The organism is Psychrobacter sp. UBA3068 (genome assembly GCF_002366815.1).
Taxonomy (GTDB): domain Bacteria; phylum Pseudomonadota; class Gammaproteobacteria; order Pseudomonadales; family Moraxellaceae; genus Psychrobacter; species Psychrobacter namhaensis.
This window is the reverse complement of sequence record NZ_DFBY01000027.1, coordinates 71,491-88,081: the sequence shown is the minus strand read 5'-3', so window position 1 is coordinate 88,081 and position 16,591 is coordinate 71,491. Positions and strand designations below refer to the sequence as shown.

General features: G+C 46.4%; 10 protein-coding genes. 7 read left to right on the top strand and 3 right to left on the bottom strand.

The genetic code is table 11. The features are described 5' to 3' along the window. The first annotated feature begins 47 nt into the window (after window positions 1-47). The 3 genes from radC to B2P60_RS07065 all read left to right on the top strand — a co-directional run bounded on the left by radC (window position 48) and on the right by B2P60_RS07065 (window position 5,783). On the top strand, window positions 48-731 hold the full coding sequence (gene radC / locus B2P60_RS07075) for a RadC family protein (protein ID WP_230710160.1): 684 nt from the start codon (window positions 48-50) through the stop codon (window positions 729-731). Window positions 732-1,042: 311 nt separating this feature from the next. Next, window positions 1,043-3,982, top strand: a complete 2,940-nt coding sequence (locus tag B2P60_RS07070) for an acyl-CoA dehydrogenase (RefSeq protein ID WP_286740235.1) — start codon at window positions 1,043-1,045, stop codon at window positions 3,980-3,982. 424 nt (window positions 3,983-4,406) lie between these two features. Then, on the top strand, window positions 4,407-5,783 hold the full coding sequence (locus B2P60_RS07065) for a dicarboxylate/amino acid:cation symporter (protein WP_286740234.1): 1,377 nt from the start codon (window positions 4,407-4,409) through the stop codon (window positions 5,781-5,783). A gap of 93 nt (window positions 5,784-5,876) precedes the next feature. On the opposite strand, the gene B2P60_RS07060 is transcribed toward B2P60_RS07065, so the two are convergent. Continuing rightward, window positions 5,877-6,632 carry a TSUP family transporter gene (locus B2P60_RS07060; RefSeq protein ID WP_286740233.1) on the bottom strand — a complete coding sequence of 252 codons (756 nt, stop codon included), beginning with the start codon at window positions 6,630-6,632 and terminating at the stop codon, window positions 5,877-5,879. A 452-nt stretch (window positions 6,633-7,084) separates the two neighbouring features. On the opposite strand from B2P60_RS07060, the gene nhaA reads away from it, so the two are divergent. Further along, window positions 7,085-8,287, top strand: coding sequence for a Na+/H+ antiporter NhaA (gene nhaA, locus B2P60_RS07055; RefSeq protein WP_286740232.1), 1,203 nt, complete (start codon window positions 7,085-7,087; stop codon window positions 8,285-8,287). A gap of 120 nt (window positions 8,288-8,407) precedes the next feature. Then, window positions 8,408-9,751, top strand: a complete 1,344-nt coding sequence (locus tag B2P60_RS07050; protein WP_286740231.1) for an oxygenase MpaB family protein — start codon at window positions 8,408-8,410, stop codon at window positions 9,749-9,751. Between the two features lie 276 nt (window positions 9,752-10,027). Here the strand turns inward: B2P60_RS07050 and B2P60_RS07045 are convergent, their stop codons facing one another. Further along, window positions 10,028-10,765: an NUDIX hydrolase gene (locus B2P60_RS07045; RefSeq protein ID WP_198333821.1), complete on the bottom strand. Its 738-nt coding sequence runs from the start codon at window positions 10,763-10,765 to the stop codon at window positions 10,028-10,030. Window positions 10,766-11,291: 526 nt separating this feature from the next. Between B2P60_RS07045 and B2P60_RS07040 the strand changes: the two genes are divergently transcribed. Beyond that, on the top strand, window positions 11,292-11,855 hold the full coding sequence (locus B2P60_RS07040; protein ID WP_193005236.1) for an NUDIX hydrolase: 564 nt from the start codon (window positions 11,292-11,294) through the stop codon (window positions 11,853-11,855). A gap of 144 nt (window positions 11,856-11,999) precedes the next feature. Next, window positions 12,000-13,328 carry a serine hydrolase domain-containing protein gene (locus tag B2P60_RS07035; RefSeq protein ID WP_286740230.1) on the top strand — a complete coding sequence of 443 codons (1,329 nt, stop codon included), beginning with the start codon at window positions 12,000-12,002 and terminating at the stop codon, window positions 13,326-13,328. A gap of 109 nt (window positions 13,329-13,437) precedes the next feature. Here the strand turns inward: B2P60_RS07035 and B2P60_RS07030 are convergent, their stop codons facing one another. Then, window positions 13,438-16,479 (bottom strand): insulinase family protein, encoded by a 3,042-nt coding sequence (locus tag B2P60_RS07030; protein ID WP_286740228.1) that lies wholly within the window; start codon window positions 16,477-16,479, stop codon window positions 13,438-13,440. Window positions 16,480-16,591 lie beyond the last annotated feature (112 nt).

The following is a 16,591-nucleotide window of genomic DNA, read 5'->3' as shown; positions in this document are numbered from 1 at the left end:
ATATTTAACGGCGGTATTTGCCAGCAATTCCTAATCAAGGAGCGACAATGGCCATTAAAGACTGGCATGAAGACGACCGACCACGTGAAAAACTACTGAGATTTGGGGCAGCCCATCTGACCGATGCAGAAATTTTGGCGATATTTTTACGCACAGGTACCCAGTCGCAATCAGCAATTGAGCTGGCTCGTCATCTCATTGAGCAATTTGGCAGCTTGGCAGAGCTTTTGGCTGCCCCGCAGGACATTGTTCTGTCTTGTCATGGTATCGGCCCTGCTAAATACTCGCAGATATTAGCATCGCTTGAGATGGGGACACGCTATTTAGACAGTAAGCTCAAAACCGGTCAGGCACTGGGACGCTCACAAGTGGTTAAAGACTATATCAGTACGCAACTGCGCGGTGAGCATCGCGAGGTCTTTGCTGTGCTCTGTTTGGACAACGCGCTCACTCTTTTAAACTTTGAGATACTGTTTACAGGCGGTATCTCATCGTGCTCAGTCTGTGTGAAGCACGTACTACGCCACGCTTTGAGTCACGCAGCCAGCCAGCTAATTGTCGCTCACAACCACCCACACACCGATGCTCAGCCCTCCACTGCAGACAATATATTGACCGGCGAGCTAAAAAAGGCCTGTAATTTATTAGACATCACGCTTATCGATCATATTATCGTCGGACGTAATGAAACGTTGTCTTATGCCGAAAGCGGCTTGGCACCTTTTAATTAGGGCATCTTGATACATATTGTCGACACAGCGTAGCACTTTAGCTCTTGATAGTCACCGACAACTGTTTCATATTATTAGCCAGTTTTGTCTTTTATGGAGCCGGTTTTTATTCGCCCTTTATCAGTACAACGGTAGCAGGCAATGTAAACCTGTAAAATCAGTTGTATAAAGTGCTATAACATTAACAGCGATATCTGTTTTAACTTGGTCATAAGACACTCAAACGTCAGAAAAAAAACAACTATATTTGTCCAAAATTTTTTATTCATACATGTTTACGCTTTTGGTTCAGCGTTATAAAGGAGATAGTCATGGCAGTTGGCTTATTTATTTTGGCAGTCATCATTCAATTAGCCATGGTCTTGGCCATCTTTTTGTTGTCCTTGTCACGCGTCACTGGCAGCATTGTCGCCCTTATTACCGTCATCGTAACCGCGATCATCAGTCCTTGGTCACTCATTTTAGGCATACCCATCGCCCTACTCTGTTTGGTTCTACTCATCGCCCCTCTACGCCAATCCTTAATTACCAAGCCTGTTTATAAGGCTCTAGGCGGCGCTATGCCTAGTATGAGCGACACTGAGCGTGAGGCGCTTGATGCTGGAACCAGCTGGTGGGAAAAAGAGCTGTTTATGGGGGCCCCAAACTGGGATACCTTTGCCAAATACCCTTATCCAGAACTGTCAGCAGAAGAGCAAAGCTTTATTGATAACGAAGTAGAAACGCTCTGTGCCATGCTCGATGAGTGGAAGATCCAGCATAAAGATAAAGAGCTGTCACCTGAAGCGTGGCAATTTATCAAAAGCAATGGCTTTTTGGGCTTAATCATCCCAAAAGAGTTTGGTGGCCTAGAATTTAGCTCTTATGCGCAAAGCCGTGTCATGAGTAAGATCGCGTCGCGCTCACCGACTGCCGCTGTGACTTGTATGGTACCAAACTCACTCGGCCCTGGTGAGCTTTTGATGCACTATGGTACGGATGAGCAGAAACAACGTTGGTTGCCGGGTTTGGCAAAAGGCGATGAAGTTCCTTGCTTTGGTTTGACAGGCCCTGAAGCGGGTTCTGATGCAGGCGCCATTCCTGACACAGGCGTGGTCTGCTACGGCATGCATGAAGGCGAGCAAGTGCTTGGTCTACGTATGAACTTCTCCAAGCGTTGGATTACCTTAGCACCTATTGCCACTGTGGTTGGTCTGGCCTTTAAAATGCACGATCCAGAAGGTCTGCTGGGTAACCCTCAAAAGAGCGACTATGGCATCACCTGTGCGCTGGTTCCTGCCAGCCACAAAGGCGTTATTATAGGCCCACGTCACAATCCTATCGGCTCACCATTTATGAATGGTACCGTCGATGGTAAAGACGTCTTTATCCCCTTAGATTACATCATCGGCGGCGTTGAAAATGCAGGTCGCGGTTGGCGCATGCTGATGGAATGCCTAGGCGTTGGCCGTGGTATCTCCTTACCTGCGCTATCCACCTCAGCCAGTGAAATGACGTATTTGTCTGTCGGGGCTTTTGCTAAAGTGCGCGAACAGTTTAAAATTTCGGTTGGTAAGTTCGAAGGCGTACAGGATGCCACCAGCCGTATGGCCAGTAACACTTATATGCTAGAAGCGTTCCGTCATCTGGTTACTTGCGGGCTAAACCAAGGGGGTACGCCATCGGTGATGACCGCAATGGCTAAGTACTATGCGACTGAAACCATGCGCAGTGTGGTCAATGATGGGATGGATGTCGTTGGTGGTCGTGCTGTACAGATGGGTCCACGTAACTTCTTGGCGACGCCTTATCAAGCCATTCCGGTGTCTATCACCGTTGAGGGCGCCAATATCTTGACACGCTCACTGATGATCTTTGGACAAGGGGCCATGCGTTGCCACCCTTACCTATTTGATGAGCTGCAATTGCTACAAAGTGACGACAAAGCAAGTGCCACTAAGAAATTCGATACGCTCTTTTTTAAACATTTGGGCTATACCTTTAACCGCGGGGCAAAAGCCTTTGTCGCAGGGTATGTCGGTGGCAGTAATCACGCACCGAGTTTTGCGGATGGCTTTACCCGTCCCTACTATAAGCATATCAATCGCTTAAGTGCGAGTTTTGCTTTGACAGCCGATATGGCGTTAGGGTTACTGGCCGGTGATTTAAAACGTAAAGAGATGCTCTCTGGTCGCTTAGCCGACATTCATGGTCATTTATTTATTAGCACTGCTATTTTGCAGTTTTATGAGTATGGCACTAAGTCAGACGCTGAGCGCTTGCATGCCGAAGTGGCGCTACAAAATAGCTTTTATACGATTCAAGAAGCCTTTTTGTCACTCTTTGCCAACTTCCCAAATCGCATGGCAGCCAGCTTGGTCAGCTTTGTGACTTTCCCAAGTGGTCGTATCTTTACGCCGCCAGACGATGAGCTAAAACGCAAACTGGGTGATACCTTCATGGATGATTTTGCGGCCAACCCATTCCGTGACTATCTCAAAACCATGGTTTATTACAATACCGAAGCAGACGATGTCACGGGGCGCATGGAGCATGCCTATCAAACACTGCTCGATATAGAACCTTTATGGCAGAAGTTTAAAAAAGCGGAGCATAAAGACAGCTTTGAAGGCCTTACGTTTGAAGATCACGTGGTCTATGCCAGCCAAAACGGTGACATTACCGAAGAAGAAGCGGAAGTGCTCATTCAATACAATGCTTTGCGCTTTGATTCTCTATTGACCGATGTGTTCGACAAGCATCTATCGCAAGCACAAGAACGTGATAATCCACACAGCCTCGATAACGCAGTACAACAACTGACGGACTATGCGCAGCTAAAAAATGAGGCGCAAGCCAGAAACGGGATTGCGACGACTGATGGGAGCGCATCTGATAACATGGCTGCCACTGCCACTAATGATGAGACTGGTGACGCTAACCCCAATCACGGTTATGAGAGTGATGGTGATGTAGAAATGGTCTCTGAGCAAGATACGGCTCAAGAAGTGCGCACCCAGACCGACTTTGTTGACGCCAATCCTGATGCCGAAGCGCTTGACCATCGTCATCGTGACGCAGAGTCACACTTAAATGAACGCATGAGTAACAACCACAGTCTACATAGATCTAGCGCCGATAATCCTGAACACTTAGACCATACAGAAAGACCTGAAAACGTAGAGGTGACTCAAGACACAGTAGAAAGATCTTCTACCAGTGATAGCAAGTGGCATGATGGTCTACGTCGTGATGAAAATGATAAGGTATAAAAAAGTATAGAGAAAAATAGGATTTACATAAGATGCTGATAATGATGACTTTTAAACACGCTACACATTTTATGTAGTACCTTCTTATAATTCAGCTTAAAAAGACTGTCCAGTTTGGGCGGTCTTTTTTTATAAACGACCATTTTTAATGATCCATGCTAATAATATTTAGTGCCATTTGTCCGCTCTTTACCACTAAAAAATGTCGCACAAACAGCTTAATTAGTGACCTCATTTCATCTAAATTATAAAAAAACGTTGCAGTCTCCTTAACAATTATTTTATATTGTGCGAGAAATTGACATAAAATGACAGACAAAAAATTTACAGACGTAACAAAATCAGGTATAGAGCCCGCAATGATTGATGTATTGAGCTCGTACCCGACCTGACACTAGGCGTTGCGTACAAAAGGATAGAAGTTATGTGGAAAAATTTGGGACTGACGGGCAAAATTATTGTTGCCATGGTACTCGGTATCATACTGGGTTTATTTATAAACTATTCAGGACTAAACGCTGAAGGCGGTTTTGTTAGTACCTATATTACGAACGGGTTTTTCGCGATTATTGGCAAACTGTTCGTTAACTCACTAAAAATGTTGGTTGTTCCGTTAGTACTTATCTCGCTGATTTGCGGGGTTTGCGGTATTGGTGATATTCGCTTGCTTGGGCGTATTGGTACCAAGACCTTTCTCATCTATATGATGACAACCGCGTTGGCGATTGCCACTGCGATTGGCCTTGGTATTTTATTTGGTATCGGTAAAGGTATGGATATCGAAACGGAAGCTGCGTTCGAAGCCAAGTCTGCGCCGCCCCTACTAGATGTTTTCTCCAATATCATTCCATCTAATCCCATCAGCGCGATGGCGAATGGTGACATGCTATCGATTATTTTCTTTGCGATCTTAATCGGTATCAGTATTTTGATGGTTGGTAAGCCTGCCAAAGGGTTGGTACAGAGTTTAGAGCTTATTAATGAAGTCATCCTAAAAATGGTGACCATCATTATGAACTTAGCACCATATGGTGTCTTTGCTCTCTTAACCAAGGCAATGGCGGAGCTTGGTTTAGACCTTATTTGGTCATTACTTGGTTACGTTGCAGTGCTGATTGGCTCACTGGCTTTCCACTTTTTCATTACCATGATGATTGTCCTCAAGCTGTTTTCAGGCTTGTCCATCAAGACGTTTTTGGCAAAAATGCGTGAAGTGCAGATTTTTGCATTCAGTACTTCAAGCTCTAACGCTACGATTCCTATTACCTTGCGTACTGTCACCAAGCGTATGGGGGTCAATAACTCAGTTGCTTCGTTTACCGTTCCGTTTGGTGCGACCATCAACATGGATGGTACCGCCATCATGCAAGGGACGGCGACCATTTTCATTGCCAATATTTATGGTGTTGATTTGGGCGTGACCGAATATCTAACCGTTATCCTTATGTCGGTACTGGCCTCTGTCGGTACCGCTGGTGTCCCTGGTGTTGGTCTGATTATGTTGTCTATGGTGTTTGCCCAAGTCGGTCTGCCTATCGAAGGTATCGGTCTGATCTTAGGCGTGGATCGTATCCTTGATATGTTGCGTACCGCGGTGAACGTTGGTGGTGATGCGGCAGTGACAGCCATTGTGGCAAAATCAGAAAATAAAATGGATACAGCGATTTATAACGATCCTGATGCAGGTGCCAAAGACGTATTTGACGGCCATATCGATGAAGATAATGAGCGCGAGTTCTCTAACGTCTTTAGTGATGGCATCATGGGTAGTGAATACGATGATGTCGATCGCCATCGCTAGTCATGCATACTGAATAAAGAGTGGCCTAAAAAAACCTCAGTCAGATTGACTGAGGTTTTTTTATGTCTGAGCTATCAGCTAAACACGTTTGATTTAGCCAAGCACGTACTTGGTAATCATCGCTAGGCAAACCAGCACAATCATCGGACGTATCAGCTTACTTCCCCCTTTGACGACCATGTGTGAGCCAAAATACGCCCCTATCGTTTGCCCAACCATCATCGCCAGTCCCACTTTCCACAAGACATTGCCCCCTAAGATAAAAAATATCAACGAGCCAATGTTAGTAGATAGGTTTAGCACCTTAGCAGCACCTGTCGCTTCGATAATCTGACGCCCGCGCAACGCAACATTGCCGAGTGCAAAGAACATCCCTGTCCCTGGGCCAATGTAACCATCATAAAAGCCGATTAATGGCGCAACCACCTTTTGCCATTTGCCTTCTGAGATGCGCGGGGCGGCCTCTACTTCACCAAGTTTAGGCGCAAACAACGTATAGATACCAATAGCCGCAATCAAAAATGGTATCAGCTTTTCAAGGAGATCTGGCGGTGACATCTGTACGGCGATCGTACCGATAACCGAACCGATAAAAGCGCCAATAATAGCCACCTTTATACGCTGCGGCTTAATCACACCTTTTCTAATCATCGTAATGGACGCGGCTAGTGCACCTGAAGCCGCTTGTAGCTTATTGGTGCCAAGCGTGAGCACGGGTGGAATGTTGGCCAGCAGCATGGCAGGTATGGTCAACAAGCCGCCACCACCAGCGATGGCATCGATAAAGCCTGCCAATGCTGCCACCATGGTAAGCAGTACGATGATCTCTAAAGAGAGGGATATGTCCATGACGCTGACCTTCAAAAGTTATGATAAATAAGGAAAAATCTCTAGAGTACTCGGTTGAGAATGTCACTATTGATGAGGCAATAGTACGGCTGATACGCCCAGAGAGCTAACCGAGCGGTATATAACGTCGCTCATTATAAAGATAAAACCATAAAAAAAACCAAAAACGTAACAAAGTCTGCTAGATTTGTCTAATGGCTTGCTAAAACGCGCCCTAAGCGACTGTTGAACAAAAAAATAACGACTTACAACAGCTTTGCCTGCGGTCGCACTTTTATAATAGTCCTATTCTTGAGATAACAAGGTGAGCTTGTGACCTTGGGTTGATGTATTTTGTTGTCTATATTAATAAGAGTGTGAGAAACTGTTCCTGTCTATCTGCGACATCAGTATAAGTAGCCGCGTAGATATTTGAGTTAATTTAATAAATTGTATGAGCAAATGAGGATGATATGGCAATACGAAGGATTAAGGCATTTTTTGAGTTTGAGGCAGCAGGCGGTATTGTCTTAGCACTGGCCGCCGTTGCTGCAATGATCATTGCCAACTCCCCTCTTAATGTGTGGTACGAAGGCTTTATCCACGCACCTGTTGCCATTCAAATCGGTAACTTCGCCATTGCCAAAGACGCTCACCACTGGATCAATGATGGTCTGATGGCTGTTTTCTTTTTCTTAGTTGGACTAGAGCTTAAGCGTGAAGTGCTAATCGGCGAGCTGTCCAACGTCAAGCAAATAATACTACCAGCTGGCGCGGCGTTGGGCGGTATGATTATGCCAGCGATTGTCTACCTGCTCTTTAATTATAATGAGCCTGAGTTTTGGAAGGGTTGGGCCATTCCAGCAGCGACTGACATCGCCTTTGCACTTGGTATCTTGAGCCTACTAGGTAACCGCGTTCCCAACTCCTTAAAAGTATTCTTAGTATCCATTGCTATTTTTGATGATATTGGCGCGATTTTGATCATTGCCTTGTTTTATACCAGTGAGTTATCACTAGAGTCATTAGCAGTGGCGGGACTGTGTCTGCCGTTTTTATATCTTCTCAATCGCCGCAACGTTACCAGCATCACGCCTTATCTGCTCATTGGTGTCATCATGTGGATTGCGGTACTCAAATCCGGTATCCACGCCACCTTAGCAGGGGTAGTGTTGGCGCTATTTATTCCGATGTTTGACCGTACGGATCCTGAGCACTCGCCACTTGAAGAGTTGGAACACGACCTACACAACACCGTGGCATTTGGTATATTGCCAATATTCGCGTTTGCCAACTCGGGTATATCACTCGAAGGTGCAGGTGTGGCGGAGCTATTCCATTCGGTACCACTTGGGATTGCCGCGGGTCTGTTTATCGGTAAGCAGCTGGGCGTTATGATCATGTGCTGGTTGATATTTAAGCTTGGTATCTCAACCATGCCCAGCGGTATGAATTATAAACAGATATATGGTGCAGCCTTATTATGCGGCGTCGGCTTTACCATGAGCTTGTTTATTGGCGGTTTGGCATTTGCTGGTGACACAACACTGTTCGATGAGCGCTTAGGTATTATCATGGGTTCAATCGTCTCTGGTATCGCCGGTTACCTCATGCTTAAAGTCAGCCTAAAAGACAATATCAGTGGTACGTCAGTCGATTTGACTCGTCCACACTAAGCGTACAATGAGCTACTTGCCAGCGTATCAATGGCTAAGTAGCTCTTTGTTTTATAATACAAGAGGATAAAGGCTGTTTGATAAATAAGAGTACTTGATAAACATGGCTACTTGATAAACATGGATCAGAATAACATCATGCCCAAAAGTATCGACCCTGATCATCAGCACCATCAATCGATAGATGCCTATCAGCGTCATGGTCGTACCACCGCTATTGACGACCATAGCGACCTGCAAGTGCTAAAGCGAATCAAACGTTATTTATTACCAAAAGATTTTGTCATCTCTCAAGAGTTGTTAAATGAGATGGTCGCCGGTTATGATATTGGCGACCCGCTGGCAGATGCTTTGGCGGCTGAGGGCGTTCGTTTTGCAAAACCCTTACAACAAATTATTATTAACAACGACTCCAATCACAACCTCAAAAACACCCCCTCTTTTTGCGCGTTAACCGAGCAGTTTGGCAGTCATCCTGATTGGTTCGATCCTAAGCTTGCCCAGATCGGCGCAGTCGCCTATCGACGCTATCCGTTGATGCTGATTTGGCTCTTGCGTAACGTCGCCCTGATGGCAGGGTATAGTATTCCTGCCCTCTCGCTGCCATTGATTCAAACTGGCGCTTTGATGCATGATGCCTTGCCGCGCCTGATGCGTACTTATGCTTATATCTTAGCTGTCTCTGAGCACCCTCAATCAAATATGAGCACGCGCCATGGACGCAAACCTATCGAGCAAGTATTGGCCATTGGCTCTGAAGGCTGGCGTCAGTCTATCAAGGTGCGGCAAATTCACACCTTAGTGCGTCAAAACCTCCTCAACGGGAAAGGCAATGCGGCCAAAGACGTCGTAGCAGAGGCAGATCAGCACCACAATCCTGATGGCAGCTGGAACACGGCCTATTGGGGTGTACCGATTAACCAGACTGATATGATTGCCACCCATTTGCAGTTTTCGTTGCTGATCATGCGCGGCCTACGACTACTGGGTGCGCGCATTAGCAAGGAGGAAGCCGAAGGTATTCTGCATTTGTGGAATCTTGCTAGCTATTGGATGGGCGTTGATCTACAACGCTTACCAAAGAATGAAGCGGCATGTTGGGAGTGGCTATATACGTATCTATCCATTCAGCAGCTTGACTTTAAGATGGGACAACCACTGGCAAAAGCCTTGCATGACTTACCGCGTCAGCTTATGGGCGAGGACAATCGCCGAGGGCGCTTCGTTGAGATGGTCAATGCCAGCGTGACGCGTACTTTGGTCGGTGATGACATTGGTGATGGCTTGGATTTACCAAAATCAAAGATACGGTTTGGCGTACTGTCTTCCGTGCCCATCTTGTTTGCGCTTGATACTGCCCGGCAGCACAATCAAAGTATTGATAAAAAATTAGAAGCGTTTCGCGCCAAACGCCAAGACAATATGAACTGGTGGCTAAAGAAAAACGATGAGTATTATAAGTAAAAGCACAGTGCTGTGAGTATAAGCAAAAGAGTACCGTGCTGTAGGATGATGTTTTAAAGCTTCTGTCGGCAACGGCACAGCACACAAGAAAACTTATACCAGCAGAACGCCTTTTTTGGTCCCTACTTTCATTTGGAGGGACTATCACTCCGAAAATTATTATGAATAAATAGAGTATTCTTAGGCATTATCCATAGCATCCACAGTCATTATCATAACGCCACACTAGGCAGGCGTGTTCATGGCTTGGCATGATCGACTATCAGTCTATATTCTCTAAAGACGGGTATTTTGTATACGGTAATACCATTCAAGCTGCCGATCAAAGCCAGTTTCTAATAAGCTTGCAATGACTCGTCCTGTTAGACCCCATACCGTCTCGCCATCCACTTGCCAGCTGGGCGTGAGCAGGGTCGCAGTCTGGTCTTGCATCGTGTATTCTACCGCATACTCTACCGTAGGCTGAGTGAGCAAAGACTCAAAATCTGCCCAAAATATGCGTGAGATTTCTCCTAGTTCGGGCACCAATATCAAATCTGGCGCAATGAGTGCCACAATTGGGCGTACACTCATGCCACTTTTGGAGGTTTGTATGGGCAATTGACCAAGCAATTGGACTTTGTTGGGTGGGAGCGCCGTCTCTTCGCAGGCTTCGCGCAGCGCTGTGATGACATTATTACCATCACTTATCTCATACTTACCCCCTGCACAAGACACCTCATCAGCATGGCTATTCATATGCGCAGCACGGCGCGTCAGGAGCAGCTTCGGGTGGCGTTCATGAGTAATCGCCACCAATACCGACGCGTCTGCAATCGGTGTTTGATATAAGCTGTCTAAGATGCGCGCACTATGCGATGTGTGGTGGGCGTCATATAACGCTGGGCTGGTCACGGCATTTAACGTCTCGTGCTGTACTCGCTCAGCCAGTTTTCTGAGCGTAGGATAACGAATAAACGTGGGCACAGCGACTGATAATTCATCAAAACTTATAGATTGCGGTGGGAGTAGCATTATAATTGCCCTGTATTTTTATCCGTGTTTAACCTCGTTACGATAAACTATCTATCACCTAAACCTCAAAAATAAAACATATCATGGTCAAGTAGTTAAGGTTATTGAATACTATTTAGGAAGTGCTAGTGGATAACATTTTCTCATTCAATAAAATGCAGAGCAGAATCGATGACTGCTCGCAAAGATTGCCTCGCTATTGGTCATCAGTATTTGCGCCTACTCAAGCCTAGCGCAAACCGGCGATGACTGCATATACTTTCTGTGACTGAGTTGCTCTGCCTGTTGTACGCGCCCTTATCTGACAAAAATACCAAACACTAATATCGTAAAAATGTGCTGTTTTTGTCATCCATGTCAGTACGGTGAGAATTTGTGTTATCTTAAGCTTAAAGCCAGTTATTTGTCAGATAAAAGCCTGATAAGCTAACGTCTCACTCTTCTTATAGAACTTATATAAATAGAAGAAGCATTATAACGCTTAAAATAACCACATCACTTTTTCTCATTACATAAGGCAGTTGATATGCGCTATTGTCTACAATGCGGTCATGAAGCAGAACGCAAAATACCAGCCACAGATAATATACCGCGATTGGTATGTCCAAATTGCCACTACATCCATTATGAAAATCCAAAAGTGATTTGTGGCTCACTTGTCGTCCATAAAAACCGTGTGCTCCTGTGTCGGCGTGCCATTGAGCCACAATACGGCTTATGGACCCTGCCTGCCGGTTTTATGGAGAATGGTGAAACCATGGCAGAAGGCGCAGCGCGTGAGAGCTATGAAGAAGCAGAGGCGGTCGTTATCAATCCTCACCTCTACTGCCTGTATGACATTCCTGATATCGGTCAAATCTATAGTATCTACCTAACCGAGCTAAAAGACGGGGCTTACGGTATTGGCTCTGAAAGTCTGGACTGTGCTTTATTCACAGAAGAAGACATTCCTTGGGATAATATTGCCTTTGAAGCCGTGCGCCGCACCTTAAAAAGCTATTTTGAAGACCGTCAGCAGTTCGACAGTTTAGATAAGTTCCCCATTCATCAAGACTACATCGGCAAAGATCAAAGCATCAAACGCTATTAACATCGTACTATAAGTACAAAATACCTTACAAAAGTCGTTGGTAAAAGCCATTCATAAGAATTATGCTACATGCTTAGTGTTGTCTCTTAGAATGGTTTTTTTATTGCCTGACGTTAACGGCTCAATCTGACTTGTGAGAATATCATGCTGACTTTGTTGCAACGCGCCTTACCGCTGTTACCGCTGACCATCGCCGTGACACTGACCAGTATCAGTACCATAAGCCATGCAGATGACTCACGTCTCACTGCCAAAGAGTCAGACCCAAAAACGCTTGGGTGGATGCAAGGCTTTCCGCCACCAGCTGATAAGCTGATAGCGCAGCCATCCTCTGATTTTTTTAGTTTTCCAAAGCTACGCTGGACAGTCTGTCATATCCGTGAGCTGATGCCGACCACCGAAGTCAGTCGCGGTATCGGTGCGCCGTCCAAGCTCAGCTATGAACTGGATAAAAACATCGATACCATCCCCTTTATCCCCACTGGTAGTAATCGCCCAATGACATGGCGACAATCATTAGATGCCAACTATACAGATGGTATTATGATCCTGCATCACGGCAAGGTGGTGTATGAGCGCCAAAATGGTTGCCTCAATGAGCTTGGGAAACATGCAGCGATGTCGATGACCAAATCCATGACGGGCTTACTGGCAGAAATCCTCGTAACCGAAGGCAAGCTTGACGATAAAATGTTGGTTGCCTCTATCATTCCTGAGCTGGCGAACAGCGGCTTTGGTGATGCAACCGTGCGCCAAGTCATGGATATGACGACAGCGCTGGACTATAGCGAGGACTACGCCGATCCCAATGCTGATATTTGGCAGTACTCAGAAGCCGCCAGTCCGCTACCAAAGCCTAAGGACTATACCGGTCCTAATGGCTATTTTGAATACCTACAAACGGTTCAGAAAAAAGGCGAGCATGGTGCCGCCTTTAGTTATCAGACCATCAACAGCGACACGCTTGGCTGGATCATTGCGCGTACCACTGGCAAAGCAGTCGATGACTTACTCTCTGAGCGCATCTGGCAAAAAATCGGCGCAGAGCAAAGCGCCTACATGACCGTTGATGCTAAAGGTACGCCATTTGCCGGCGGTGGTATCAGTGCAGGCTTACACGATATGGCACGCATTGGTAGCCTCATGCTAAATAAAGGCGTCATTAATGGCAAACGCTTGTTCCCAGCAGCGGTGGTAGACAAAATCGCAGCTGGCGGTGACAAAGCTGCCTTTGCCAAAGCCGACTATAAACAGCTCAAAAACGGCAGTTATAAAAGCATGTGGTGGTCATATGATAATCCCGCCCCCGTCTATTCGGCTCGCGGTGTCCATGGCCAAAGGATTTATGTGGACCCAGCGGCCGACATGGTCATCGTCCGTTTTGCCTCGCATCCTGACGCCAGCAATGGCAAAAATGATCCGACATCAATACCTGCCTTTCAAGCCGTCGCAAATTATCTGATAACAAAGTAACGGCTTAAAAGTGAACAATAAAAAATCACGATGAAAAATAAAAACCGCCGCTTTCACTATTTATCTTGAAAGCGGCGGTTTTTTATACCACACAAATCAACGTGGATTTTTAGCTTTTAATTTTGCACACGTTAAAGCCAAGCTCTTTTACCTGAGCTTCTTTGTCATATGGCGCTAAGACCGCACGCACGTGCTTTTGCCCTTGTAAGTATTGCTTGGCAACACGCTGTAAATCAGCAACGGTCACCGCCAAGATTGCTGCCCGCATTTTACGCTGCCAGTCTGCCCCGCGATGATGCAAGTTGGCAAAGCACGCTTTGATCGCCTCACCCGCTGGAGAGCCAGGCTTATCCATACCTGAAATAATACCTAAGATAGCTTCTTCTAACTGCTCATCCGTTTGCGGCTCATTTAACAACCATTCAATACTGGCATCGAAGTGAGCAAAGGTCTCAGCACACTGTGGGTCACGGTAGCTAAAGAATTTAAAGGCACAAGCATTGGCATCGTAACCGGCGCCGCCACCATAAGCACCGCCGCGCTCACGAATGGCACTGTGTAAGTAACCATTGCGCAAATAAGGCGCTAATACCATCAAGGCAGCGGTATCAGGATGATCAGCCGCTGGCACTGTATAAGCGCTGGCGTTATGGTAAACGTTGGTCGGCACAAGCCATGCCAAATCTTCAACCGCTACTGACTCACCCTCAACATCATTTAGGTGTAAGTCTGCAAACTCGCTTGGTATATTTGCGTCAATGGCATTATCAGTGTTGGTTAACTTCTCTGCCAGCGCTGGGGCACGACTGTCTTGCCAGCTCTCCACAATTAAGTCACTCAAACGCTCGCTTTGCTCAGCCTCACAGATAATCACAGCGTGTTTCGGCAGACTAATGAGACGCTGATGCAGATCCATCAAGCCTGTCGCAAGCTTATCCCATTGTGCATCGTCAGTACTGGCATGGGTTAAGAAATCTTTCAACGCATTGAGTGCCGGAAGTCCGCTACGTACATACTCTAACTGTGCTTGACGACTCATGCCGCGACTGGCCGTTTGCATGGCATAAGAATGCCCTGAGCCCGCAAGGTTAGATTGCCAGCCCGCTTGGCGCTGCTGCAAAATCTCTTTAATACGGTCATGCTCAGTAAAGACACTGTGCTCCATGACTTCTTTTAGCAGATCAATCGCTTCAGGTTTGCGGTTCAGCGCCCGCGTTGCCACCACAAAATAGCTGCTAATAGACTGGCTGTCATCGACATTGGTACGTTGGCTGATACGCGCTGTCACGCCTGACGAGTGCGCCGCTTGCTTGGCTTGCATTTCATGCGCGCTGAGTGAGTCGGTACCAAGCTCTGACAACAAGCTTAAATAAATGGGCAGTAATGGGTGATTAATGACGTCATTCACTGGTAACTGATCGTTGTTAACCTCACCAATTGCATCGGTCAATGGGACGATGACTTGATAATAGTAGATACCATTGGTGCCTGCTTCATACTCAAACAAGGTGCTGTCTTGACCACTTAAGCGCACCGTTTTTTGCGAGCCTTGTTTAAAGCTAATGTCCGTTGGTACATCTTCTAAACCCACTTTTGGTAACAAGCTTAGATCATCAGGGGCAGCTTGGCGCGCCGCCAAATCCAAAGCCTGCTTATGCAAGATATCTTTATCATCAGCGGTCAAATCCATCGCGATGGTATCAAGGCGAGTCTGCTCTGCTGCGGCCAATCGCGCTGATTTTTCACTGTCTGGTGTCAATGTGACACGGACGCGGTGGTTGTTTTCAAGCAAATGCGTTTTGATTAAATTGGGCAGCCATTGCGGATCGACGACCTGCTCACGCAACCATTGTAGATGCTCATCAACTTCCCAGACGTCGATAGGATTGCCATCATGAATAGCCGTACTAAAGCCCTCTAGCATTAAATTTAGACCATAAGGAACACTATCGCCGCCGATATGGCGTTGATCAATCTCTATCTGATGCAAGATGGTTTCAATCGTTTCATCATCAATTGGTGCGCTGGCAACGTCAGCAAGCAAGTCTATGATGCCCTGCTCGACCGCTTCGGCGTGCTCAGGATTAGAGCCACGTAGGCCGGTATAAAAAACCATTTCATAATGACTGTCATCGAGTCCTAGCAGTGGACTTGGCGCTTTACCCAGCGGATGACTGTCAAGATAAGCACGCAGCGGTGAACCAGCATGTTCAACCAAAACGCCTTCTAACAGGCGCAATGCTAAGCGCTGCTTGGGATCGGTAATAGACGGCAGCAGCCAAGCGACGACATGGTGGGTTTGATCGGGACCGGCTTCGTCAGCGGTATAAGTGTCGGTTGCGCTAATCGGTGCAGACAAACGCTTTTCAGGACGCGACACGTGTTTTTTGCCTGCTTCAAACTGGATTAAAGCATCTTCATGAATCTTCGCCTGCGTCTCAGCGACGGGGATATTACCAAAGCTCATAATCACGCTGTTTGAGGGATGATAATGGCTTTGATGAAACGCTACCAACTCAGGGTGCGTCAAGTCGGGAATATCCGCAGGATCACCGCCCGAATTATAATGATAGGTGGTCGTTGGAAACACATGGTGGGCAACCGCGTGATATAGCTGATCAATCTCACCGCTCATCGCGCCTTTCATCTCGTTAAACACAATCCCTTTAAAGTGCGGTTTGTCCTCGCTGTCTAATTCAACACGGATGCCTTCTTGGGCAAAATCGAGCGGATGAATATTGGGGAAAAATGACGCATCCAGATACACGGCCAGCAGGTTAAAGTAGTCGTTTTTGTTTTGCGTGGCATACGGATACGCGGTCCAATCAGCAGCAGTCATCGCATTCATAAAGGTATTGAGCGAGCGCTTAATCATCGAAAAGAACGGATCACGGACAGGGAACTTCTCAGACCCACACAAAGCCACATGTTCTAAAATATGTGCTTCGCCTTTTGAGTCCATAGGCTGGGTACGAAAGCCCACCAAAAAAGCATTTTCATCACTTGGGTGTGCCAAATGATAATGCATCGCTCCGGTTTTAACATGCTGACTGATCAACACATCCATCGAAAGCGCCTCAATATGGCGATGCTCAATCAGCTCAAAAGCAGGATGCAGGGTCAAGTCAGCAGTAAATAGCGTGTCAGTCATAGTGTTCCTTATAAAGCGTTTTTAACCCAACCAATACTCACGTGACGCGGATAAAAAGTGGCACATCGTACGGTGTACTTGGTTAAAAACCAATAATGAATAAAAACGTAAA

Excerpts from the sequence above, each read along its gene's own strand:
- B2P60_RS07060 (WP_286740233.1), bottom strand. The coding sequence starts at position 6,632 with ATGGACATATCCCTCTCTTTAGAGATCATCGTACTGCTTACCATGGTG.
- radC (WP_230710160.1), top strand. The coding sequence starts at position 48 with ATGGCCATTAAAGACTGGCATGAAGACGACCGACCACGTGAAAAACTA.
- B2P60_RS07050 (WP_286740231.1), top strand. The coding sequence starts at position 8,408 with ATGGATCAGAATAACATCATGCCCAAAAGTATCGACCCTGATCATCAG.
- B2P60_RS07070 (WP_286740235.1), top strand. The coding sequence starts at position 1,043 with ATGGCAGTTGGCTTATTTATTTTGGCAGTCATCATTCAATTAGCCATG.
- B2P60_RS07065 (WP_286740234.1), top strand. The coding sequence starts at position 4,407 with ATGTGGAAAAATTTGGGACTGACGGGCAAAATTATTGTTGCCATGGTA.
- B2P60_RS07035 (WP_286740230.1), top strand. The coding sequence starts at position 12,000 with ATGCTGACTTTGTTGCAACGCGCCTTACCGCTGTTACCGCTGACCATC.
- nhaA (WP_286740232.1), top strand. The coding sequence starts at position 7,085 with ATGGCAATACGAAGGATTAAGGCATTTTTTGAGTTTGAGGCAGCAGGC.
- B2P60_RS07040 (WP_193005236.1), top strand. The coding sequence starts at position 11,292 with ATGCGCTATTGTCTACAATGCGGTCATGAAGCAGAACGCAAAATACCA.
- B2P60_RS07030 (WP_286740228.1), bottom strand. The coding sequence starts at position 16,479 with ATGACTGACACGCTATTTACTGCTGACTTGACCCTGCATCCTGCTTTT.
- B2P60_RS07045 (WP_198333821.1), bottom strand. The coding sequence starts at position 10,765 with ATGCTACTCCCACCGCAATCTATAAGTTTTGATGAATTATCAGTCGCT.